The 22,110-nt window shown below is 52.3% G+C and carries 24 protein-coding genes and 1 tRNA gene; 2 read left to right on the forward strand and 23 right to left on the reverse strand.

What is annotated here, in order from left to right; genetic code table 11:
• Positions 1 to 6: 6 nt before the first annotated feature.
• The 15 genes from ruvC to dnaJ form a co-directional block, all read right to left on the reverse strand.
• A complete protein-coding gene (gene ruvC, locus FBF28_03740; GenBank protein QJU08647.1) occupies positions 7 to 489 on the reverse strand; it encodes a crossover junction endodeoxyribonuclease RuvC in 483 nt (160 codons plus the stop codon).
• A 70-nt stretch (positions 490 to 559) separates the two neighbouring features.
• Positions 560 to 1,960 (reverse strand): hypothetical protein, encoded by a 1,401-nt coding sequence (locus tag FBF28_03745; protein ID QJU08648.1) that lies wholly within the window; start codon positions 1,958 to 1,960, stop codon positions 560 to 562.
• A 119-nt stretch (positions 1,961 to 2,079) separates the two neighbouring features.
• A complete protein-coding gene (locus FBF28_03750) occupies positions 2,080 to 2,796 on the reverse strand; it encodes a YebC/PmpR family DNA-binding transcriptional regulator (GenBank protein ID QJU08649.1) in 717 nt (238 codons plus the stop codon).
• Positions 2,797 to 2,901: 105 nt separating this feature from the next.
• Entirely contained in the window at positions 2,902 to 3,717 is an 816-nt protein-coding gene (locus tag FBF28_03755) for a hypothetical protein (protein ID QJU08650.1), read from the reverse strand.
• Positions 3,718 to 3,890: 173 nt separating this feature from the next.
• Positions 3,891 to 5,345 carry a ComEC family competence protein gene (locus tag FBF28_03760; protein QJU08651.1) on the reverse strand — a complete coding sequence of 485 codons (1,455 nt, stop codon included), beginning with the start codon at positions 5,343 to 5,345 and terminating at the stop codon, positions 3,891 to 3,893.
• Positions 5,346 to 5,443: 98 nt separating this feature from the next.
• Positions 5,444 to 5,520: transfer RNA gene (locus FBF28_03765), tRNA-Lys, on the reverse strand.
• A 69-nt stretch (positions 5,521 to 5,589) separates the two neighbouring features.
• Positions 5,590 to 6,078, reverse strand: a complete 489-nt coding sequence (locus FBF28_03770; GenBank protein ID QJU08652.1) for a hypothetical protein — start codon at positions 6,076 to 6,078, stop codon at positions 5,590 to 5,592.
• Positions 6,075 to 6,563, reverse strand: a complete 489-nt coding sequence (locus FBF28_03775) for a DUF192 domain-containing protein (protein ID QJU08653.1) — start codon at positions 6,561 to 6,563, stop codon at positions 6,075 to 6,077. Before FBF28_03775 ends, FBF28_03770 begins: the two co-directional genes overlap by 4 nt.
• Positions 6,564 to 6,587: 24 nt before the next feature.
• Entirely contained in the window at positions 6,588 to 7,505 is a 918-nt protein-coding gene (locus FBF28_03780) for a RimK family alpha-L-glutamate ligase (protein ID QJU08654.1), read from the reverse strand.
• Between the two features lie 2 nt (positions 7,506 to 7,507).
• Complete coding sequence (locus FBF28_03785) at positions 7,508 to 8,014, reverse strand: hypothetical protein (protein QJU08655.1); 507 nt, start codon at positions 8,012 to 8,014, stop codon at positions 7,508 to 7,510.
• Between the two features lie 39 nt (positions 8,015 to 8,053).
• Positions 8,054 to 8,392 carry a hypothetical protein gene (locus tag FBF28_03790; protein QJU08656.1) on the reverse strand — a complete coding sequence of 113 codons (339 nt, stop codon included), beginning with the start codon at positions 8,390 to 8,392 and terminating at the stop codon, positions 8,054 to 8,056.
• Entirely contained in the window at positions 8,389 to 8,568 is a 180-nt protein-coding gene (locus tag FBF28_03795) for a hypothetical protein (protein ID QJU08657.1), read from the reverse strand. The genes FBF28_03790 and FBF28_03795 overlap by 4 nt, the downstream gene beginning before the upstream one ends.
• 151 nt (positions 8,569 to 8,719) lie before the next feature.
• Positions 8,720 to 8,911, reverse strand: coding sequence for a hypothetical protein (locus FBF28_03800; protein QJU08658.1), 192 nt, complete (start codon positions 8,909 to 8,911; stop codon positions 8,720 to 8,722).
• 171 nt (positions 8,912 to 9,082) lie between these two features.
• Complete coding sequence (locus FBF28_03805; protein ID QJU08659.1) at positions 9,083 to 10,585, reverse strand: DUF1704 domain-containing protein; 1,503 nt, start codon at positions 10,583 to 10,585, stop codon at positions 9,083 to 9,085.
• 41 nt (positions 10,586 to 10,626) lie between these two features.
• Positions 10,627 to 11,736: a molecular chaperone DnaJ gene (dnaJ, locus tag FBF28_03810; GenBank protein ID QJU08660.1), complete on the reverse strand. Its 1,110-nt coding sequence runs from the start codon at positions 11,734 to 11,736 to the stop codon at positions 10,627 to 10,629.
• 82 nt (positions 11,737 to 11,818) lie between these two features.
• Here dnaJ and FBF28_03815 point away from each other — a divergent pair, with 82 nt between their 5' ends.
• Positions 11,819 to 12,361: a CYTH domain-containing protein gene (locus tag FBF28_03815; GenBank protein ID QJU08661.1), complete on the forward strand. Its 543-nt coding sequence runs from the start codon at positions 11,819 to 11,821 to the stop codon at positions 12,359 to 12,361.
• Positions 12,362 to 12,453: 92 nt separating this feature from the next.
• Positions 12,454 to 12,789 (forward strand): hypothetical protein, encoded by a 336-nt coding sequence (locus FBF28_03820; protein QJU08662.1) that lies wholly within the window; start codon positions 12,454 to 12,456, stop codon positions 12,787 to 12,789.
• A gap of 434 nt (positions 12,790 to 13,223) precedes the next feature.
• Here the strand turns inward: FBF28_03820 and dnaK are convergent, their stop codons facing one another.
• The 8 genes from dnaK to FBF28_03860 all read right to left on the reverse strand — a co-directional run bounded on the left by dnaK (position 13,224) and on the right by FBF28_03860 (position 21,368).
• Positions 13,224 to 15,116 carry a molecular chaperone DnaK gene (gene dnaK / locus FBF28_03825; GenBank protein ID QJU08663.1) on the reverse strand — a complete coding sequence of 631 codons (1,893 nt, stop codon included), beginning with the start codon at positions 15,114 to 15,116 and terminating at the stop codon, positions 13,224 to 13,226.
• Between the two features lie 142 nt (positions 15,117 to 15,258).
• Positions 15,259 to 15,921, reverse strand: coding sequence for a nucleotide exchange factor GrpE (locus tag FBF28_03830; protein QJU08664.1), 663 nt, complete (start codon positions 15,919 to 15,921; stop codon positions 15,259 to 15,261).
• A 7-nt stretch (positions 15,922 to 15,928) separates the two neighbouring features.
• Positions 15,929 to 16,639, reverse strand: coding sequence for a transcriptional regulator (locus FBF28_03835; GenBank protein QJU08665.1), 711 nt, complete (start codon positions 16,637 to 16,639; stop codon positions 15,929 to 15,931).
• A gap of 43 nt (positions 16,640 to 16,682) precedes the next feature.
• The gene (locus FBF28_03840) at positions 16,683 to 18,083 is read right to left on the reverse strand and encodes a hypothetical protein (GenBank protein ID QJU08666.1); all 1,401 of its coding nucleotides are present in this window, start codon (positions 18,081 to 18,083) and stop codon (positions 16,683 to 16,685) included.
• Positions 18,084 to 18,803 (reverse strand): hypothetical protein, encoded by a 720-nt coding sequence (locus tag FBF28_03845; protein QJU08667.1) that lies wholly within the window; start codon positions 18,801 to 18,803, stop codon positions 18,084 to 18,086.
• A 50-nt stretch (positions 18,804 to 18,853) separates the two neighbouring features.
• On the reverse strand, positions 18,854 to 19,444 hold the full coding sequence (locus FBF28_03850; GenBank protein QJU08668.1) for a hypothetical protein: 591 nt from the start codon (positions 19,442 to 19,444) through the stop codon (positions 18,854 to 18,856).
• A gap of 503 nt (positions 19,445 to 19,947) precedes the next feature.
• On the reverse strand, positions 19,948 to 20,406 hold the full coding sequence (locus FBF28_03855; protein ID QJU08669.1) for a hypothetical protein: 459 nt from the start codon (positions 20,404 to 20,406) through the stop codon (positions 19,948 to 19,950).
• A 2-nt stretch (positions 20,407 to 20,408) separates the two neighbouring features.
• Positions 20,409 to 21,368 carry a GTP-binding protein LepA gene (locus tag FBF28_03860; GenBank protein QJU08670.1) on the reverse strand — a complete coding sequence of 320 codons (960 nt, stop codon included), beginning with the start codon at positions 21,366 to 21,368 and terminating at the stop codon, positions 20,409 to 20,411.
• Positions 21,369 to 22,110: the final 742 nt, after the last annotated feature.

Raw genomic sequence — 22,110 nt, forward strand, 5'->3', positions numbered from 1 at the left:
TATCAATTATACCACGCCACGGCGCGTCGTCGCTGCATGGGTGATGGCCGCCGCGAGTGCATCGGCGCAATCATCTGGCCTTGGCGCCTGGCTGAGACCTAAGTTGAGGCGCACCATTTCTTGGATCTGCTTTTTGTCAGCCTTGCCATAGCCAGTCAGTGTTTGCTTGATCTGTAGCGGCGTGTATTCACTGATCACGAGGCCCGCCTTGTGTCCAGTCAGCATCGCCACGCCGCGAGCATGAGCCACAGAAATAGCGGTGGTAACGTTGCGCGCAAAAAACAATTTTTCAATTGACATCACCTCTGGCTTGGTCTCAGCGATGATCTCCGTCAGGCCATCAAAAATCTCCGCCAGCCGCTCGTCCAGTGGCGTGTGCGCTGGCGTCTTGATCACACCAGCCGTCACCAGCCGGTAGCCGCCCCGCTTCGTGTCAATCACACCAAAGCCCAAGATACCAGTCCCCGGATCAATGCCAATAATTCTCATGAGTTTATTATAACACCCGGCCGGTGACAGTGATTAATACGAGGGCCACCTCGACGAGCTACTCACCAAATTATCGCTTGCCGCGCGTGATGGCGTGTTTTAGCCAGGCAGCGGCCCGGCCAATTTCCCAGCGCCACTGCCAGCCGGCATAACCAACCGCCAGTAGACTGACGCCGCCGAGCACCCACCAGCCCCACATCGCGCCCGTCACCTGCTTGACCTGCTCCGGCGCAAAGCCAGTTTTTGGCGCAGTAGCCAGCGCGACCTTGCGGCAGCGCTTCGTCTTTGGATTGCGTTCAAAGCCTTCGGCACACTCCTTCAACACGTCACTATCAGCGGCAATCTTCTTGCAGCGGCCAGTTGCTGGGTTGCGAAATTGACCATCAGGACATGGCTTCAACGTTTTGGCGGCCGCCGAGGCAATCGAACGGCACCGACCGGTTATCTCGCTCCGATAATACCCTTCACGACACGGTGTTTGGGTTTTGAGTTTGCCGATGTTGCGGCACCGACCGGTCTCCGGCGAACGATATTGACCAGACTTACACGGTGCGAGTTCCGGCTCGTTCACAATATTACGGCAATGGCCCGTTGCTGGTGAACGATACTGTCCCGGACGGCACGGCATCGGCACCGACTCCTTGACGCACTCACCCGTGAGCTGGTGATGCACATAGCCCGCCTTGCAATCTGGCCACTGCTTGAATTCATTGGGCCGAGCCGGCGTCGGTGAAAATGTCACCTTCCATTCCCCATCAAGCAAACTCCACGATGAGCCCTTGGCCAGACCAGCAAACGACGTCTGGTCAATCTCATTACCGCCAGCATCCAGCGCATACACCTCGCCGCCGCCGGTTTTTGCCAGCACTTTTTTACCATCAAACCGCAGGTCGACCCGCCCGTCGGTTAGCCGGCTATCACCGACCACCAACGCCCCACCCGCCGGCACTACTAGCTCAGTCGAGATTATTTTAAGCGTCGTCACCTGCCCCTTCTGGCTAACATACTGCAGCGTCCAACCAGCGATATTGACTGGCCCTGACGACGGATTGTAGAGTTCAACGTACGTGCCGTGCGCCGTATCGAGACCAACTTTGGTGATCAAGAGTTTGGCTGATATGCGAGCCGCGGCTGACGGTGCAGGAGGTTCGGAAGGCGTTGGCTTGGCCGGTGCGGGTGTCGATGGAGTCGTGGTCGGCGTTGACGGAGCGGGTGTAGACGTAGATGCAGACGTGCCGCCAGAAGTCGTGTCCGGTGTAGCTGCTGTTGGAGCTGATGGCCTGGTCGGAGCTGCCGGGCTGGGCGCTGGATTGGCTGGCTGAGGCGCGGGCGTGTGGGTTGGCGCAACCGGTGTCGAGCCGCTAGCAGGAGGTGTGGCCTCTGGTGGGGAGTCACTCGCAAACGCTACCACCGGCTGAAACACCAGCGCAATTATCGTTGACATAAGTAGTAGGCGGGTCAAAACCTTCATTGTGAACTCCCTGCTTGGCTTATGTTGACTGACTATATTGTAAAAGAAATTCCTCCCAAACGCAAAAGAGCGCCGTCGGGGACGCTCAATACATAGTCAATGTATAGCCTGAGCGAAGATTACTCCGCAGTGATATCGGCATTAGTATGCACATTCACCACGTCGTCCAGGTCGTCCAGCGCATCAACCACCTTCATCAATTTCTGCGCGGTTTCCGAATCGGCAATCTCGACCGGCGTATTAGCGATGTAGCGCAGCTCGGCGTCTTTTACCTTCAAGCCCTGCTCAACCAACTGATTTCTGACACTCGCCAAATCTTTCAACTCCGTGTAAACAATGATCTCGCCGTCCTCCTCGACCGCATCTTCGGCACCAGCATCCAGCACTTGCAGGAGCAATTCTTCGCCCGTGCCTTCCACGGTGATCACACCCTTACGAGTAAACTGAAACGCCACGCTGCCAGCGTCAGCGATGCGCCCGCCGTTCTTCACTAGCGCGGTTTTCACTTCCGGCAAGGTGCGGTTGCGATTGTCGGTCGCTGTCTCGATGATGATGCCGACACCGCCCGGGCCGTAACCTTCATAGGTAATTTCTTCCAGTGCCGCCGCGCTTTTATCCGCCACGCGGTCAATCGCCCGCTGGATGTTGGCGCTTGGCATGTTAGCGGCCTTGGCTTTCTCGATGGCCATTGCCAAACTTGCATTTAGTGTCGGATCAGTGCCGCCGCGCGCAGCGATCGCAATTTGGTTACCCAACTTGGTGAAAATCGCGCCACGCTTCGCATCAACAATCGCTTTCTGCCGGTGCGTGGTCGCCCATTTACTGTGTCCTGCCATGTGTCTATGCCTCCAGAAAATTCGTTTCTTTTAGTATAGCAGAAAATGGGCGATGGGTTAACTATCAGGCTAGTCTGCACCCTCAAAGCTATTGAGGTCTGTACGTCAGAAGCATTCCGCCTCTGCGACTACGACGAAACAGCTATCTGAGCTAAGCTTGTCAAAAGGCCGCTCAAAATAACGGGGAAAGTCAAAACCGTATGGCGAGTCCGGGTATAGCCTAATAGAAACCGATGGTATCAAGCCCTGCTTAGTGAATTTTGCTAACTTACAGGCAATCCTTTCTTCAGCCTTACTACGATCCTCGTCTTCATTCCACTCTCCGGGCCTTTCGAAGTTAAGCTCTTCGAACTCTTTACCAAGATAGAGTATAGGAACTGTCCTGCTGTAGCCATAGCGGTCCGGAAAATCTCCCTCCTCTTCTTCACGCAACCTCTCATCAATTGTTGGCACTGAATAATATTTTGAACGACTATTATTAGGATCATTATACCAAGCCAAATCGGCTTCTCCTATGCCCTGTGTTAGCTTTTTCATTAGCTCACCCAGTTCATACCTTACAGATTTGGTGACGCCTAGCGCAAACCTCAAAAATGACAAATCAACACATAGGGGATCTGTCTCTTCTTCGATCTCCTCAGAGGTCTTAATTCTGTTATGCCTTAGCGCTACTAGCTGACCGAGCAATTTACCAATGTCTGTATCTATCTCTTTTACGGCAAATTCAAGCCGCTCATGCTTAGGTGCCAGATCAGTTATCACCGCACTTTGTAGCGCTTGATTCCCCACCTTCATACGACGCTTTTTATCCTTTTCATATCGTTCCATAAGCGCCTCGACCTGCTCCCGAGTATCCTCTTCAATACATGAAATGCTATCCTGTGTTTCACTCAGAATATCTCGTATGCCTCTTTTGCCCATTTCACTCCTCCACAATAAGTAATGTTAGTTGCCTCACCAGCCGCTACCCGAGGGCTAAACCCGAACCCGTGCTCACTCACCCCGAGGGATTAGCTGAATAAACCCATAGTAGTACATGCATCAGGTTTCCTCAAGCATGAGCGAGATCGGCAGCCTGCCATAATCGTCCACGGCTACTCAACCACATTACTCTCACGCAGCCGCAGCCCGGTCTGTCGCCGCATCCACCACATTGCCCCGACAATGATAAGGTAGGTAATGATTACCCACAGCCAGCTCAAATTCGCCTCTAGCTGCGCCCAGTCCAGCCCCGCCAGCCACGTGGCGACGCCGACCATATACTGGAGCAGCCACGTCGTCGGCGCGGCGACGAGTCCAGCCACCACCGACACATCCGCGCACACACCAACCACAAAGGTCAGCAGCATCGCCAGCGGCACCAATGGCAAAATGAGCACATTCGCGATCAGCGCCACGTTACTGATCACGCCAAATGACGCCACCAAGAGCGACCACGTCATGATCTGGGCCGACACCGTCTCGCCGATAATCTGCCGGATCACCCCGGGCGGCTTCGCACCAAAAAAGTATCGCTGCAGTAGCGGCGCCAGGATAATCACCCCACTAAACGCCGCGAAGCTCAATTGCCAACCAAGGTCGTTCCAGCCAAACTGCGGATTGATAAGTAGCGTCATCGCCGCAGCGACCGGTAGCAGCACCAACGGATGAATCGTCCGGCCATAATACCACGCGGCTAGGCTGAGGCCCGCCACCAGCCCGGCCCGCGACATGCTCGGACTGAGGCCGGTCATCGCCATAAAGCCAATGATCATCACACCAGCGCTCAGTGCTGCCAGATATTTCGACACTTTGATGAACAGTCGCCGCGCCAGCCGCACCAAAATCGTCAGGTTATAGCCGCTGGCCACGATAACGTGCGTCAAACCCGCAACCTGCAGCGCCGTCATCAATTCCAGCGGCAATGCCCGCCGTAAACCCATCAAGAACCCGAGGCCCAGTGCCGCCTCCGACTCCGGCACGTACCGTCGTACCCGCTCCGCGAACCAATCCCGGACGCCCACCGCCACATCGCCCGGTTGCTCGCGCGTCACTCGCTCGACCGTTCCCCTGGACATCCGCGCCGCAAACGCCCCAAACCCATCGCTCAGCACACCCCGCACGGTGACCACGTCGCTGCGTTTAATCGCCTGGCTATGTCTCGTCACTACCCAGACACTGCCAGGCAGCCGCCGATCGTTACTCACGATGTCACCCAACCGCAGCACTGTCTGCCCCTTTTTATCAACATCAGGATCTTCCAGCACCCGCCCGCTCAGCCGCACCGTTTGGCCGATCAGCGTTTGATAGTGCTCCAGGCCAATCTGCCCCACACTGCCTCGCCACAGCCCAACCAGCACCCCACCGACTAGAGCCACTATGATCAGCCAGCGCCGCGCCCCAACGAGCGACGCTAGGGCCAATACCATTCCCGCCCCCAACCACATCCAACCAGCAAACAGCCCGTACGGCGCTCGCATCACGCTGATAACACCGATGACGATGCCGACACCAGCCGCCGCCAACAGCCACGACACATGCAAACGCTGGGTGAGGCCGAGAGACTTCATATAGTTAGTATACGCGAAGTGCGGCCAGACTTACATCAAATCACCTGAAATGGATACAATAAAAAATCCTAGTTCATGAACTAGGATTGTACTCCACTTGGAGGGCCCACCGGGGCTTGAACCCGGGACACCCTGCTTAAAAGGCAGGTGCTCTAACCAACTGAGCTATGGGCCCGCACATGACGCGCAGCGCAACGAAGCGAGAACGCGACTTTTCACATTTTATCACAGAGGAGCGGCATTTTCAACGCTTTGTTTTCTTGGCAGCGGGCGCCTTGGCCCGAAGCGGCAAGCTCATGTCAAGCAGCCCCGCCACCAGTCCGACGGTCGCCGCATAGCGCCACCAGTCGCTCAGCAATTTGTACGTCTTCATCGCCTCAGCGTCCAAGGTCATAAACTTGCCCAGTGGCCGCACTAGCACCGCCGCTGCTAGCACGCCGACTAGCACTGCCGAGATTAGCCGCAGTAACTTGCCAGGCCCCTTTGGCCCAGTAACTAATAATAGCACCAGCGGCCCCACCGTCAGGATGATCGTTGCTACAACACCGTTCGGCAATCCCGCCACGTTACCGACGCCTAGTCCGCCAATCACCCCAGCCAACCACTCTGCCCATAACTCCGCCAGCAGTGCACCAGCCGCCAGCGACAGCGCCAACATGCCAAATCGCCGGTTTAACACGAACGCTAACGCCGTCACCGCCACAGCCACGCCGCCAAACAACACCATGCTCATCGCTGCGCCCCCGCACTAAACCGCGCAGTGACGCCCGGCTTGATACCATGCTCCTTGGCACTACCCGCCGACAGCTCTAACACGTACCGCGCCGGAACTGGCGTGTGATATACCTCATGCGGCTCATTGTCAGGCCAGACATCACGCTTGACGTGCACGACCTTTTTCTTGGCATCTAGCCAGATAATATCAATCGGGACGCGCATATCCTTCATCCAAATTGGTATATCACCGTCTTTCTCGGCCACGAACAACATCCCCTCGCTCTTACCCAGCTCCTGCCGACCGCCCAAGCCCCGCGCCCGCGTCTCGTCCGTATCAGCGACCTCTACTCGAAATGTACCCTTACCAATATCAACAGTCGTGTACGTTTTATTCATCTGGCGCGCCACCGCCCATACGCCGTAGCCGATCCCGGTCAACACGCCGAGCACGATCACCCAAACGATGATCCGCTGCACTATCGACACCGACTTCGCATTCATACTCCCATTATAGCAAGTTTATCTTCAGGCGCCGACTTTATCTTTTTTGTTGCCACGCTTGGCGTTGCGATTAATATAATCAATAATCCGACCAGCTACATTGCGGCCCGTGACTTTTTCGATGCCAAATCCTGGACTGGCGTTCACCTCCAGCACCAGCGCGCCGCGGTTCGAGCGCATAAAATCAACGCCGGCTACCACCAAGCCCATCGCCTTGGCGGCCTTGACGCACATTTTTTGCTCGTCCGGCGTCAACTTAACGACCGTCCCCTCGCCGCCTTTGTGCAAATTGCTGCGAAAATCATCATCCAAACTCTGCCGCTTCATACTAGCCACCACTTGACTACCGACCACAAATGCCCGAATATCGGTGCCGGCCGACTCCTTGATAAATTCCTGTAATAGCACGTTTGTGCCGTCAGAATCACTGAGGTAAAACGCTTGCATAACCGACTTAGCGGCTTTAATTGTCTCCGCCAGTACCACACCATTGCCATGTGTCCCGCGCGCCAACTTGATGATCGCCGGCGTACCGCCAATCTCATCCAGCAGTACATCGATATCCGTTTCATTGCGCGAGAACACCGTCTTTGGGATCGACACCCCAGCCCGGGCCAGCAGCTGCACCGATCGTAGTTTATCGCGCGAACGACTGATGGCGATAGACCGATTCATAAAAAATGCCTGTGGATTCGCCATCTCCAGCTGCCGCACCACTGCCGTCCCGTAGCGCGTCATATAGCTAGCAATCCGCGGAATGAACACGTCAAAGTTACCGATTTCCCTGCCGCGATAAATAACCTTTGGATGCCGCTCATCAATTGACACATAACAATTTTTATACTTGATAACTTTAATTTGATGGCCACGTTTTTCGGCCTCTTCTCTGAGGCGGAGGGTGGAGTAGTTGATGTTACCGTTAGATAGAATCGCAATATTCATAACTACGTATCCTTTGGTTTATGGTATTTTTTATAAAACTTGTGAGGATTTTTAGCTAGTTCTTTATTTAGCCTTATAGTCTGTGATTTCTTCTGGTTCCTTACTTCATTCATACTTACGTCAACCAAAAACTTACCGCTTAATGTCCGTCGTCCAATTAGCACTGGAAAATTATGCACAGCCCTATCAGACAGGCTAAATAACGCTTTAATCTTCTTGCCAGCCAATATAATGGTAAAATGTGTCCGATATTTTATAATTTCATGGCCAGAGGCGCTCTTAACCATCGCTACCGAATAATCGGTACGCCGAAACACCTTGCCGTTATAATACGGTGAGCCTTTACCAAATAGCGAGAACTTCAAGACACCGTCTTTATCAACGCGGATATTACTTGCCCACACTGATGAGCCGTCTGCACCTGTGTCAACTTTAGCTGGCACATTAACCGCCCGCCGACCAAAGTCCACCTTCACATTTCGACCAATGATGGTTTTTTGTGCTGTCATGCACCATATACTATAATCTAAAAACCTACATCAGTCAAGCTACGAAGCTGCTCGTTTGTAGGCAGCCAGAAGCTTGTCGACGTAGACAGCCGGAACATTAGCAGGCATGCCGACAAGTGGATCATAGTACGGCATAAGGCCCGGGGATGCATTTATTTCAATTAACTTCGCCCCTTGGAAATTATCGGGAGCCATAATGTCAACACCGCAGATAAACAGGCCGAAGTATTCAGTAACTCGCACAGCCATCTGCTTCACTTCATTCGGTACTTTATTGAGGCACTCTAGCGCATAGCCACCACTAGAAATATTCGCTACACCAGTTACTTGTACTCGTGTCCCATCGGATGGAATACATCGCAACTCAACATCGCTCAAAAAGCCCGCACGGCCTCTGGGTCAATTAGATTCATGGACTTTTCATGAGGTAGCTGACCGCAACGAGGATTTGTCATATTATCCAGGTCAATCAGCTCACGAGTTATATGCACCCCATCGCCCCAGACTTCTGCGGGACAGCGCTGAATTGCCGCAACCACCTCACTATCTATCACGATAAGCCGATAATCATTTCCCTCAATGTGACGCTGCAGCAGTACACCCTCTTTCCTTGCGTATTGTTGCGCTCGCTTGACTGCCCTTGCAATTCATCTATATGGCGGATATTTGTCGTTACCCCATTACTATGTGCGGCATCAATAGGCTTCACCATACCACACTCTGCTCTTTTAAAAACTGCTCAGCAGCAGCCGCGTCGCCCACTACCATTGAAGACGCTAACCATTGATCAAATTCACCCGATTGCACCAAAAGCTTATCAGTCAGCTCTTTGTTATCAGAAATTGATCGGCTAGTACCATTAGACATATCTGGTGAGCTGCCCATTATAAATCGCATGCGGCCTGCGTAACGAAACGCTATACACGACGTCCCCCCGGATTTATAGCCGGCTACCGGGATACTGCGCTTCTTTAGTTCATTATAGATTGCAAGTGATGTCCCTTGTAGCTAATTTGTCATACAGTGATAGTACCTCTATTATCTTATATGAGAATACTCTTCTTGTACCTACGCCGCAAGCGCCCTCATCATCAACTCTTGCTGCTTGGGGTTGGTTGGATCATACTTACCAGCAAAGAGACGAGTAGCTCCATCAACGTCCTGATTAGCGTATAGACTCTCCAAATGTCGCATTGCCAGAACACGCCCCTCAAGATAAGCGAGGTCTTTATTAAAGGTTAGCAGCGCTACCCCAGGCTGGCGGTCCGCCATATCAGGCTGCGTGCCACGGAAGATCCTTACACAGGACCCATATGCCATTCGCTGCTCTTTATCTATCATCTCCTGCGTCACCTCTTGATTATCCTTTAACTTCCCAAGTAGACGATATCGCCACGCTGTCTCGAACACCGTGCGAAAATCTGCACCCTGCTCCGCCAGCGAGATATTAATGTAGTGGCCAAGTTTTGCAGCTGTCCATTTCGGCACAGTATCACCAATCATTTCCTCAACCGTCGTCGCCAGCCCCTCTTCAAAGGTCAGGTAATCTGGTCGTGGAGTATCAGTGAACAAACCCATCCCGAGGACCGGTAGCTTTGTCTTCAGTCCATTGATTGAACGCTGCCCATGTACTCCAAATTCGTGTAGTACCTTACGAAACAGCTCATCACTTGTCTTGATCGGCGCTCGCTTCCCACCAACCACCACTGCCATCTCTGGAGATTCCCAAGATAGCGCAGTCTTGTTTTCTACTAGCTTCACCGTTACGCCGCTGGTATGATCAGGGTCGCGCAGATTGATCACTGCTTGAAACGCTTCGACGATATCAGCTGGACCGCATACATATTCTTCACCACATTCTTTGACTTTCTGGCCCCATAACTCCTGCACCAGCGCCTGAATATCAGCATTGTGCTCAATAATCTGCTCACCAGCCCACTCCAATGCCTGATTATCCTCAAAGCGAGGAAGTCGTGCTTCATCATCTTCAGCACGGAGCATCGCCGACATCTCTTGACCCTGCCAGGTAAAGCCATTCGCTAACTCATCGTACAAAACCTGTGCGGTCGGGTGATAGGTTTTGCTGTCTAGTATATTCCACAGCTCATTAAGCGCCGCATCACGAATCTCTGGCTGCGGCTGACCGTATAATTCATGACCAAGCTGTCGAGCTTGCTCCTGCACCTCACTCAACTCTTCTTGATTTCCCCCTTCATGATGTAAAAACTCTAGCTGACCGAGCAACTTCACATATTCCATTTCCGCCATGCGAAACGCAAGCGACGAACCAATCGCCTCACGGAATACTGAGTCAAGCTCACGATCAGTCGCCTCTTCACGAGCTCGACCAAGTGCTATAACACCCTTATCTAGTGCCGACATATCGCGAAGACGCCGGTGTTCAAAGCGAGGATTACGAAACTTCCCAGCGATAAAGTCCTCTCGCTGATCGAGCGCATTATTAACAAGTTCTGTATACGACTGAAACCCGGCTTCAGGAAGATTGTGAGGATTAATAATCTCTTCAATCGTTCGCAGTTGACGCGGTACCATTTCGAGCACTATACTCATTTTTTCATGATAGCATATTTATGTAAAAAAGCAAGTACGCATTACGAAAACAGTCCGCGCCTCCTCGCACCATCAAACTGTTCCAGTAGTTCACGCTGCTTCTTGCTCAGTTTGGTTGGCGTATCAACGATGACGCCAACAATGTGCGGGCCACGCGAGTCATCGCGTAAGTGTGGCACGCCGTGGCCTGATAACTTAAAATCAGTCCCCGACTGGGTGCCGGCTGGGATTTTCATTCGCACCGTGCCGTCCACAGTTTCGACATCAATTTCCGTTCCCAGCGCTGCCTCAACCATCGAGATATGCTCTTCTGACAGGATAATGTCGCCTTCACGAGTGAACTTCTTATGCGCCTTGACACGAATGTGAACGTATAGATCGCCGCGCGGGCCGCCCTGAACTGCTTCACCGCGATCACGCAGGCGGATCGTCGCGCCATCATCAATGCCGGCTGGGATCTTGACCGTAATCTCCTGGCGCTGGCGAGTTGTACCCTTGCCGCCACAGACTGAACAGTTTTGCTCCGGGACCTTACCGCGACCATGACAGGTTGGACAAGTGACTGCTTGCTGAATTTGTCCAAAAATCGAGTTCATGACGCGAGTCTGCTGACCAGAACCCTTGCAGTCATCGCAGGTTTTTAGACTATGGCCTGGCTCGACGCCATCGCCATGACAATGTTTGCACTCGGTGTCCAAGGTCACGTTGAGATTCTTTTCTGCGCCAAACACCGCCTCTTCAAAACTCAGAGTCACATTAGTTTCAACATCACGACCACGCCGCGCACCACCCTGTGAACTAGTCGCGCCGCCACCGAAAAATTGACTGAAAATGTCGCCAAAACCGCCGCCACCAAAATCAAAGTGGATATCTTGGCCGCCAAACCCGCCAAATCCTTCGAACGGATTACCGCCAAAGCCACCGCCTGCTGCGCCGCCGACACCCGCATGACCAAACTGGTCGTAACGCTGGCGCTTTTGCTTGTCTTTTAGGACTTCATACGCCTCATTGACCTCTTTGAATTTGGCTTCATCACCGCCTTCTTTGTCGGGGTGGTACTTGACCGCTGCCTTGCGAAAAGCCTTCTTGATCTCATCCTCAGAGGCGGTTTTCGACACGCCTAACACTTCATAATAATCGCGCTTGCTCATATATGTTTATTATACGCTTTTAGCACTCGACATGCAAGAGTGCTAGCCTTGACCATGCTATACTGAGCATAGAGGAGGTGTTATGAAACAGACAGCAATTATCAATTCAGAAATCAAGGCTCGGTGTGCCGATCAAGAGGCGGTGCGCCACTATCTACGTGAGCATGGCGCAGACTTTAAGGGGACGGATCATCAAATCGACACGTATTTTGATGTACCCGAGGGGCGCCTGAAATTGCGCCAGGGGCCGATCGAAAATAACCTTATCTTTTATCAGCGGGCGGACACCGACGGGCCAAAACAATCGACCATCAACTTGTCACCCGTAGCACCGGACTCAACTATTGGTGAGGTGCTAACAGCGGCGCTTGGTGTGCGTGTCATCGTCGATAAGCAGCGCGAGATTTACTTCATCGATAATGTCAAGTTTCATATCGACACTGTTCAGGGCCTCGGGAATTTTGTCGAAATTGAAGCCATCGACACCGATGGCAAACGAAACGCCAAGGAGCTGGAGGACCAATGCTCATACTACATGCGTGAGCTTGGTATCAAGGCTATGGATTTAGTGGTTGGCTCGTATAGTGATTTATTGGAGCATGGTGACGATATTCAAGCGACATAGGGCCCTTCTACGCTGACCTTTCTTTAGCCCAGTCTGTATTTAGTAATAGTTGTGATTTGACATACTATATATTATTGTTATATTTAGTTACTATGATCTTCCGCACAATGCCTCGTCCCGATCTTGAAATCACCTGGTATCGCCAGAATGGGGTGTTTAATTTCACCAACTCAGACGGTGAACCAGTGACAGGTGTATCAGCTCAGACATGGGAAGATTATCTAGATCATATCGAAAATTTGCCAAGCAAAGTTTCAGGACAAGTCATTAGTCCAGAATTGATAACCATTACTGATATACCGTTTGAGAAAGTGGCAAGAGGATTTTGCAGCTATGTGAGATTTCACACGATCTACCCAATGCCGACTTCGTGGTCGGCACACCCATTTTTTGTGATGATACGGAATTGCCGTATAACACTCTTCTGAATATCAGCAATGGTCAATATGAAACAAAGTCGCGAAAATGGCTTCTTACGCTCAGTGAAGAGGGTAATTTTCGGCCCGCCCTAACCACTCAGACACTCCAGCAGCCATATTCAACTCAATCATTAATCTGCGCCGACATGGTCGTAGCACCATCTCTTCTGCGTGAAGATACTCGTCATGTGCAGGTTAGCGCCTGTTGGGTAACGCCTGGTTTTAGCCATCCTAACTACCAACCGCCGCCAGATGAGAAGCGCTATACAGATGCAATGATCTATGCGATTAATCAACTTTTTACCGCTCACCTTGTCCGAGATCTTGTCGTAGTTGATCGTACGCCGCCGACTACCAAAATTCCACCACTCAACTGTGTCGTCCAGCGAAAAATATAATACCCCGGAGACTTGGGGTATTATATTAGCCTACATCAGACTCTGTTATTTCTCGTCAACCACCTCTCCCTCGACTGGCTCGTCTTTGTCAGACTTTTTGTCGTCCTTCGACTCATCAGCCTTGTTGTCCTCAGTAGCTTGCTGATACATTTTGGCGCCAATTGGCATGATGGCGTCCTGCAGGGCCTTGGCTGCCGCTTCTAGCTCGTCTTTATCGTCAGCGTCTTTATGCTTTTCCGCTTCCTTGACCGCTTCGTCAATCGCCTTCTTGTCGTCCTCAGAAATCTTATCCTTGAACTCATCTGGCATTTTCTTTGCCTGATAGATAGCGTTTTCTAGCTGGTTTTTAGCGTCAACGGTTTCGCGCTTTTTCTTGTCCTCGTCAGCGTGGAGTTCGGCTTCTTTCTGGGCTTTTTCGATATCTTCCTTGCTCATGTTGCCTGAGTTTTGGATGGTAATTGATTGCTCCTTGCCAGTGCCTTTATCTTTGGCAGTAACATTAAGGATACCGTTGGCGTCGATGTTAAACGTTACTTCAATCTGCGGCACGCCGCGCGGTGCTGGCGCGATACCATCAAGCACAAATCGACCCAAGCTCTTGTTGTCATTGGCGAATTCGCGCTCACCCTGCAAGACGTGAATCTCCACTTGCGGCTGATTGTCAGCAGCCGTCGAGAACACTTCGCTCTTGCTGGTTGGTACAGTGGTGTTACGCTCGATCAGCTTGGTCGACACACCGCCCATTGTCTCAATACCAAGGCTTAACGGCGTCACGTCCAGCAGCAGCACATCCTTGACGTCGCCTGCCAACACGCCGCCCTGAATAGCTGCACCGACAGCCACCACTTCGTCTGGGTTAACACCTTGCATTGGATCTTTGCCGAACAGCTTCTTCACCCGCTCGACCACTGCTGGCATCCGGGTCATACCGCCAACCATAACAACATTTTGGATGTCAGATTTTGACAATTTAGCGTCTTTGAGTGCTTTTTCAACTGGACCGTCAAGACGCGCCAACAGATCTTTCACCAAATCTTCCAACTTCGCCCGCGTTAGACTCAATTCAAAGTGCTTTGGCCCGTCAGCGTCAGCGGTAATAAACGGAATATTAACTTCGTATTCAGTGACTGTTGATAGCTCCTTCTTAGCCTTTTCAGCCTCATCCTTTAGGCGCTGCATGGCTGCATTGTCTTTGCGTAGGTCAATGCCTTCTTTAGACTTAAAGTCATCCAGGAAGTAGTTGACGATGACATTGTCAAAGTCCTCACCACCGAGGTGGGTGTCACCATTGGTCGCTTTCACCTCAAACACGCCGTCACCAAGCTCCAGGACGGAAACGTCAAAGGTACCGCCACCAAGGTCAAACACCACGATAGTTTCGTCATTTTTACCTTTTTCCAGGCCGTACGCCAAAGCAGCGGCCGTCGGTTCATTGATGATGCGCTTGACTTCCAGGCCAGCAATTTTACCAGCATCCTTGGTCGCCTGGCGCTGCGAATCGTCAAAGTAGGCTGGCACGGTGATGACGGCTTCGGTGACTTTTTCGCCCAGGAACGCTTCAGCATCAGCTTTGATTTTGCCGAGGATCATGGCCGAAACTTCTTCTGGCGCGTATTCCTTGCCACCCATTTCCACGGCCACACCCGCACCTTTCTTGACGATCTTAAACGGCATGAGGCCACGGTCTTTTTGGACTTCTTTGTCATCAAACTTACGGCCAATAAAGCGCTTGACACCATAAATTGTGTTCTTTGGATTAGTCACACGCTGACGCTGCGCCACTTGCCCGACCAAACGCTCGCCCTTTTTATTAATCGCCACCACTGATGGCGTGGTACGATTACCTTCGGCGTTAGCGATGACTTCCGGCTTACCCGCCAGCATGTACGCAAAGGCGCTGTTGGTTGTACCGAGGTCGATTCCGATAATTTTACCCATATGATTCCCCTTTCTTGTTTTGATCACATCTGGTTTTTGCTTATATCCATTTTAGCACTCTTTATTAACGAGTGCCAACTATTTCAGTATAAATAATTAGCACTCCCGTGTCAAGAGTGCTAATTTATTTTGTGACAACCAGTTATTTCTCTGATGTGTCAGTGTTTACCCTGACATTCGTCTGCGGTGATTCCGATGACTGGCGCGTCACCTTAACCATCGCGTCGCGAATCACTACGCCGTCTAGCGTGTAGCCGGCACGGAGTTCCTCGGCGATCACTTCTTTGTCGCCTTCGGCTTCTTCATCAAATTGAACGGCTTGATGCAGCTCAGGATTAAATAATGTGCCAGGTTTAGCGTTAATTTTCTCGAGGCCGATTTCTTTCAGCTGTTTGTCGAGCTGTTTATTCAGGCCCGCCACACCCTTGGCCCACGCGTTATCCTGCAATTCCTCTGGTACGTTAGCGATCGCTCGTTCAATCGTATCGATCACTGGCAATAGTTTCATCACCGACTTCGCCTGGCCCATTTGGTGCGCTGACTGCTTCTCCGCTTCCACACGCTTGCGATAATTCTCGAAATCCGCCCGCGTCCGCTGCAAATCCAGCGTCAACTCGCCCAATTGCTGCTCTAAATCTTCAGTTTTCTTAGCTTTATTCTTTGTCATTTTTTCCTCCTTCTGAACGGCCAAAACGGCTCGTGGCCATATGTGCAGGGGAAGAGCACGATCATAGCTATGAAAATAATAATCAAAATAATCACCACTAGCCACGTTGGCAAGCCGCTCAGTAGTCCGCCAATCCATTCAGCCATTACAATACCTCCTCTAACATCGCACCGGTTCGCCTAACCAGCTCCATCGTTCGGCGATAATTTTGCCGCGTCGGGCCGATCACACCGATGTAACTATTATTACTAAACTTTGAACAAAACCTACTAATAATCAACGTTGCTCCAGAGCTTTTACCAATCGGATTTTCGCTGCCGATAAATACATTCAAGGGCTCATTTGGTGCCGCTTCACGTAGCCACGGCTCAATGTTATCAATCAGCCTGGCGATCGCTTGCACGTGATCGCCCTCAATAAATTCCGGCTGAGAAAACAGCTGCGTCATACCATTCATGTATAGATGATCGCCAAATGAGGCGAAACCAAAATTGCCCGTCAGTTCAACCAGACTATCAACCGCGCTGCGAATTGCCCGGTCGGACGTATCAACGTGCGAATTAACATGCGCTTCGATCGCTCTCGCACTGCGATCGATGCTACTCGGCAGCTCCGTCATCTGCGCATTGGTGATGCCATTGACATAAAAGCGATAGCCCTTATCAGTCGGAATGCGACCAGCACTGGTATGAGGAGCCTCAATGAACCCCATCTCCTCGAGCTTAGCCATTTCGCTGCGAATAGTGGCGCTGGACACGCCAAACAACTTGGCCAGCGTCACGCTGCCAACTGGCGCCGCAATCTCGGCATATTGCTCAATGATGGCGGCTAAAATCGCCTGTTGACGTTCGGTCATAGGCTCATTGTAGCATGAATCTAGCACTCATCGCAAGCGAGTGCTAACGTGCCTTTACTGCGCGCCTGGCCTGGCTACGCGCCCGCGTAAATCGCCTGGCGGCGTCTGACGAAAACATTAGCACCGCTACAATATTCAGCCCGATGAACAACAGCGTACTGGCTGTCGACCAGGTTATCTTACCGATAGTCAGAGTGAATGAATTAGCGATAACTGCCAGCCCGGATAACATCATCAATACCAGCCGTAGTCGATTGCTACCGCTAAATGTCCGACTGACCAGTACGACGGTGACAATCACCCACACTGCGCCGAGGACAATTGACGAACCAATCAGCCAATTAGCAATCACCGCCGCGTCATTCACCTGACCATCCACCATCAGTTCAGCCACCGTCTGACTATGAAATTGGTCAATCGCAAGTAATTCAACAACGGTATTGATGATACTGACCGCCAGCGCCGCAAACATCGCCACCACGCCAAACGCAATCTGTGGCGGCCGCCGACTCCAAAATTGCTGTATCAATGTATCGTGTGCTACTGGCATCACCTCATGCGAAGTAGCATCGAGAATCACCTCGTCGCGCTCCTCTATCAATGACTTGTTGGCGCGCACTCGCCCGACCTCAAGCACTGGCAGATCGCCATCGGTCTGAATGGTGTCGCCGCCACCGTTACGCGAATGATACCCGGTGGAAAAGTCTTTCAAGGTGGTCACCTCGATCGAGGCGCGCGCTTTCAAGGCCGACTGGACGATATAATCCCGCTCGATATCGGTGTTCTCGTCAATCTTATGGGTAATTTGCAGGGTAAACAAGCTAAGGCCGACACTCTTGTCGTACGTTCCCGCCGCCAGCCAATCCACCCGATGACCGCCCGGCAGCAGCCAGCCCTGTGGGCAACGCCAGAAACGCACGTGATGGCGCTTGCCGGGATTACCGTCAACCTCCTGCTGGTAGGCAAAATCTTGCCGCCGCCCAAATAGAAATAGTGACGAAACCGGTGCCTGCGGATAACTACGCCGCGTCAATATTGCCACCATCATCCGCCACGATGAACGCACGGTTATTTCCTCCGCTAACGTCCAGCCAGCCGCGGTCATCGCCCGGTGGACCTGTGCCTCCGAGCCGCGCAGAGCCAGATTGACGGGATCACCCAGCAGCCCGTCCGCCGTCCGCGTTCGCCCGATGAAATAATTCGGTACGTATAGACTACTCAGGATACGATGCAGCCGCGGCAGTGCCAGGTAAGCCGTAATCAGCCACACCACTATAAACAACCCGACCATCCACCAGCCGCCCGAATGCCAGCCCTCGCGCCACACGAGCCACGCCAGCCAGAACGACGCCGCACCGGCTAATAAGAAAAAGATCTGGTCAAGCAACCCCGACAACGACCAAAACGGTCGCCTGAGCGAAAATGACGACTTCTTCGTCGCCATCTAGGCCGTGTCCTCACCCATCAAATAATCAAGAAGATCCCGTGCTATCAACCGTGCCTCGTCATCACGCCGATTAAACACGTCACCGCGCTCAATAATTTCGCCGCAAACCCGCACCGCTCGGGTCAAATCATCATTGATAATCACGTGGTAATACGGTACTTCCAGCGCGTGACTGAGCTCGGCGATGGCCGACTGGCGGCGTTTCGGCCAGGCCGCTTGAAACTCTGCTTCCGTCGCATACCGCTGCTTCAATCGCTCCAGCCATGTCGGATAATCCGGCGGCACGATAAAGATGGCAATACAGCCCGGTGCCAATTGCTCATACTCAGCCACGCCCTGTACGTCAATATCAGTGATCGCCGTTTGCTGATGATCATGCGCTAACTGCAGCTCGGCTGTCGAGGTACCATACACCTTGCCGTGGACGAACTTGGCCTCAATGAGCTGATGGTGTTCGAGCATGGTCAGTGCCGTCGCTTGATCAATAAAATGATAATCGACGCCGTCACGCTCTGGCTGACCGTTATTTGCCCGTGGCTCCCGCGTGGTGTGCGACACGATATCACGAAATGACGGCGATCGCAATAACTGCCTTTTGATCGTATCCTTGCCCGCGCCGGAAATACCGGTCAGCAGCGCAATTTTGGTATCTCGTACTAGCGCTATGGCCGCTTCGGTCGGCTGGTACTCCCTGATGACACGTTCAAGATCTGACATATGAGTATTATACCAGATTATTAACTAAGCTTCCGGGCAGTTACGACTTCCTATCTATGCACCATGTCCATCGCCCGAATATGCGGCGGACGATGCGTTAGCTGAGGGCGGCGAGACGGCACAGCGATATGAGCACGGGAATGAGCGGTGGCTTGCGGGTGAGTCAGCTCCTTTGGCTGTGGCGGTAATTTCGGCTGGGTTGGCAGCTGGTGCGGCTGGGATAGCGGGCGCTTGACAGTCGATTGCGTATCAGCATGCGGCGTACTGGCACGAGGACTAGTATGCGGGCGGCTAGTGGTTGGTTTGGACGCCGCTTGGGGCGCTGTAACTGATGGTTGGTTTGGACGCCGAGATGACGCAGCGGCTACGGGATTGAGCGGACGAGTCGGGCTCGAAGGCTGAGATGAAAGCGGTGGCTTCGTCAGCGGCGGGTGCGGCGGATGTGATGAGAGCGGTTTAACTGGCTGAGCCTTGACGGAAGAAAGTTTGTTGAGCGGGCGCTTGGCCGGGGCCGGCGCCGAAGCAGTGGGCTTGATCAGTGAAGCGCGTGACGGTGAGAGGGCATGCTTTGGCGGCTGGGGCTTGACGGACGGCTTGGTAAATGATGCGCTTCGCGAGCGCTGGACGCCACGCGGCGGCATAATGTCATGAAAGACTGCTGGTTTTTTAGGGTGAGGTTTAGCCGGCGGGTTGGGAGCGGGAGTCTTTTGAGGAGCGACAGAACGCGAGCGAGGTAACTGAGTAGAAGGTTGTGGCGGCACAACGCGAGACGCAGCCGAAGGACGAGCTGGCTGCGCGGCTACAGTTTGCCGTTGAACACTATGACGCCGAGCCGGAGCGGAGTGAGGAGAACGTGGCGCGGGTGATGTGGGAGATGCGGCGGGCACTGAAGTAGCCACCGGGCGCTGACGCGGCACTGGGGCTTCAGTATCGACATCTGACACCTCGCCCTTACGGCGTTTACCGAGCCGAGCCTTCTTGAATAGCTTTGTCAACTTCATCAGCGCCACCTCATCCCTTGGGAGATGTCGATACCGAAAATGGTTACGGTCAGCTGGTCGATATGACTCTCCTTCCTCTGATTGATTCTGTCACCATTATACCGGTTATGCTCAGTGATTTCAAGCAGCCAACCGCTCAGCTGCTAGAGCAACTCGTCCAGCACTGATTGCCAATCAAGAAACTGCGGAGTACCAAAATGAATGTGCCGGCCAACAAACTCAGCAGCACCCCTGGCCGTCCGATCATCGATCAAGATATCACCGCGGCTCAGCTGTTTGACCGACGAAAAGATAACCTTACGATAGAAAATATTTTCCTGGCCATCGCCGCCAAAATACTTCTTCACCCACGCCAGTTTGTCGCCCAACGCCGTCGGATTTTCCCATGGTGATGACGAGAGAATGTATAAATCATACTTTTCCTTCAGCTTATCAACCGCTTCGAGGGCGCCCGGCATCGGATCCATCAATGCAAAAACACCCGGAATATTGTCATATTCACCCGCAAACTTCTCAAGTATCTCGGGCGGAACCTTCGTCAAGGCCGATGTAAAGTCCACCAGCACGCCGTCCATATCGATGTAAATAATCGGTTTCTTCATAATCAATCCCTCTTCAGCATCACCATAAACGCTTCACTCGGAATGTCAACCTTGCCGAAGCGTTTCATGCGCTTTTTGCCGCGGGCTTGTTTGGCGAGGAGCTTCTTTTTGCGGCTGACGTCGCCACCATACAGATAGCCGGTGACATCCTTGCGGTAAGCACCGATGTTTTCGCGGGCGATGAATCTGCCGCCAATCGCTGCCTGCAGTGCCACCTCAAAACTCTGGCGCGGTACGACTTCTTTCAATTTTTTGACGATTTCGCGGCCCAAACCTGACGCCTCTGAGCGGTGGCACATCACACTCAGCGCATCGACCATTTCGCCCGCCACATAAAAATCAACGCGCACCAAATCTTCCGCCTGGTAGCCCGCCAGCTCATAGTTAAACGAACCGTAGCCGCTGGTTACCGACTTCAACTGATCATAAAAATCCGTCAGTAGATTCGCCAGCGGCGCCGTAAAAGAAATCAGCGCCCGCTCATCGATGTAGCTAAGGTTTTTCTGCCGGCCGCGCTTGGCAACAATCAGCTGAATCACCGCACCGATATAGTCCTGCGGTACCACAATTTCGCCATCAATCCACGGCTCGCGAACCTCGGTAATTTGCGCTGGGTCAGGTAGTTCGCTAGCTGATTTGATGTCCAGCTCCTCGCCGTTAGTCAGGCTGACTTGATAATCCGTGCTCGGGTTGGTGACGATGAGATCGAGGTTGTACTCGCGCTCCAGCCGCTCACGAATAATATCCATGTGTAGTAAACCGAGGAAACCAATCCGCACACCATAGCCCAACACCGGCGAATTTTCCGGCTCAAACTGCAGCGCCGAATCGCTGAGGCTCAGCTTTTCAATAGCCTCTTTCAGGTCATTATAGTCTTCGTTACTCACCGGAAAGAAGCCTGCGTAGACGAAGGGCTTGACTTCTTTGTAACCGGGGAGGGGCTGGACAGTGATATTTGACATATAGTCAATTATACCACCCTCCTGGCGGAGAATGATGTACTCCACTTATATTGTTGCGCCAATCAAACACAACAGTATCTATAATTTACGACGGTCTAGCACTCGATAGCGTCTTTAACAGCTCGACGCTTAGCATAAGCCTGCTGCGCTTCCCATAACCGATGCGTAGCAAAATAGTTGGGTATTCTCTGGCCAAACCCAGTGTTCTTACCATTTCTGAGGCAATTTCTGCTTCTTCGTTCGGCTGGTTCAGATAGGCACGCAATCCTCAGTTTCGTAGCAGTCAACAAAAATTACCGCAACGTCCGATCTAAACTCACACCCTTTCACGCCAACTATTTTCTCTCGTCGTAAAAAGAACCAGATGAGAAGCCGATGCTATCTTTTCACGATCGGCCTTATTCTGAGTCTTGGCACTGATAGCCATCGACATGATCGGCTCAGCCATCCAGCGCGGCACATTACGCGTGGCATAAATTCACTCGTTACCAACGTGATACGCTGCGGATACCATTGCATCGCCTCCCAAGGGTCGATGCTATGCTTCATACTATCTGGGACTAATATCGCCTGATCTTCAATGATTTCACTCCCTAGGGGCCAGTGTATCGACAACTTTATCAAAACCATACCTGATACCAGAAAAAGTTTACGAAGCAGAATGCTTGATTTATTTATGGCGAGGGAGCAATTTGACAATTATACTATCTGACATATTCTGCTCATTGTAACGCTTCTATTA

The sequence above is a fragment of the Candidatus Saccharibacteria bacterium oral taxon 488 genome, assembly GCA_013099195.1.
In the GTDB taxonomy this organism is placed as follows: Bacteria; Patescibacteriota; Saccharimonadia; order Saccharimonadales; family Saccharimonadaceae; genus Nanosynbacter.

Excerpts from the sequence above, each read along its gene's own strand:
- FBF28_03805 (QJU08659.1), bottom strand. The coding sequence starts at position 10,585 with ATGAGTATAGTGCTCGAAATGGTACCGCGTCAACTGCGAACGATTGAA.
- FBF28_03780 (QJU08654.1), bottom strand. The coding sequence starts at position 7,505 with ATGAATATTGCGATTCTATCTAACGGTAACATCAACTACTCCACCCTC.
- FBF28_03820 (QJU08662.1), top strand. The coding sequence starts at position 12,454 with ATGATCTTCCGCACAATGCCTCGTCCCGATCTTGAAATCACCTGGTAT.
- FBF28_03815 (QJU08661.1), top strand. The coding sequence starts at position 11,819 with ATGAAACAGACAGCAATTATCAATTCAGAAATCAAGGCTCGGTGTGCC.
- FBF28_03745 (QJU08648.1), bottom strand. The coding sequence starts at position 1,960 with ATGAAGGTTTTGACCCGCCTACTACTTATGTCAACGATAATTGCGCTG.
- FBF28_03850 (QJU08668.1), bottom strand. The coding sequence starts at position 19,444 with ATGCCGCCGCGTGGCGTCCAGCGCTCGCGAAGCGCATCATTTACCAAG.
- ruvC (QJU08647.1), bottom strand. The coding sequence starts at position 489 with ATGAGAATTATTGGCATTGATCCGGGGACTGGTATCTTGGGCTTTGGT.
- FBF28_03750 (QJU08649.1), bottom strand. The coding sequence starts at position 2,796 with ATGGCAGGACACAGTAAATGGGCGACCACGCACCGGCAGAAAGCGATT.
- FBF28_03760 (QJU08651.1), bottom strand. The coding sequence starts at position 5,345 with ATGAAGTCTCTCGGCCTCACCCAGCGTTTGCATGTGTCGTGGCTGTTG.
- FBF28_03835 (QJU08665.1), bottom strand. The coding sequence starts at position 16,639 with ATGACCGAACGTCAACAGGCGATTTTAGCCGCCATCATTGAGCAATAT.
- FBF28_03770 (QJU08652.1), bottom strand. The coding sequence starts at position 6,078 with ATGAGCATGGTGTTGTTTGGCGGCGTGGCTGTGGCGGTGACGGCGTTA.
- FBF28_03860 (QJU08670.1), bottom strand. The coding sequence starts at position 21,368 with ATGTCAAATATCACTGTCCAGCCCCTCCCCGGTTACAAAGAAGTCAAG.
- FBF28_03800 (QJU08658.1), bottom strand. The coding sequence starts at position 8,911 with ATGCGATTTATAATGGGCAGCTCACCAGATATGTCTAATGGTACTAGC.
- FBF28_03775 (QJU08653.1), bottom strand. The coding sequence starts at position 6,563 with ATGAATGCGAAGTCGGTGTCGATAGTGCAGCGGATCATCGTTTGGGTG.
- FBF28_03830 (QJU08664.1), bottom strand. The coding sequence starts at position 15,921 with ATGGATTGGCGGACTACTGAGCGGCTTGCCAACGTGGCTAGTGGTGAT.
- dnaK (QJU08663.1), bottom strand. The coding sequence starts at position 15,116 with ATGGGTAAAATTATCGGAATCGACCTCGGTACAACCAACAGCGCCTTT.
- FBF28_03840 (QJU08666.1), bottom strand. The coding sequence starts at position 18,083 with ATGGCGACGAAGAAGTCGTCATTTTCGCTCAGGCGACCGTTTTGGTCG.
- FBF28_03845 (QJU08667.1), bottom strand. The coding sequence starts at position 18,803 with ATGTCAGATCTTGAACGTGTCATCAGGGAGTACCAGCCGACCGAAGCG.
- dnaJ (QJU08660.1), bottom strand. The coding sequence starts at position 11,736 with ATGAGCAAGCGCGATTATTATGAAGTGTTAGGCGTGTCGAAAACCGCC.
- FBF28_03855 (QJU08669.1), bottom strand. The coding sequence starts at position 20,406 with ATGAAGAAACCGATTATTTACATCGATATGGACGGCGTGCTGGTGGAC.
- FBF28_03755 (QJU08650.1), bottom strand. The coding sequence starts at position 3,717 with ATGGGCAAAAGAGGCATACGAGATATTCTGAGTGAAACACAGGATAGC.
- FBF28_03785 (QJU08655.1), bottom strand. The coding sequence starts at position 8,014 with ATGACAGCACAAAAAACCATCATTGGTCGAAATGTGAAGGTGGACTTT.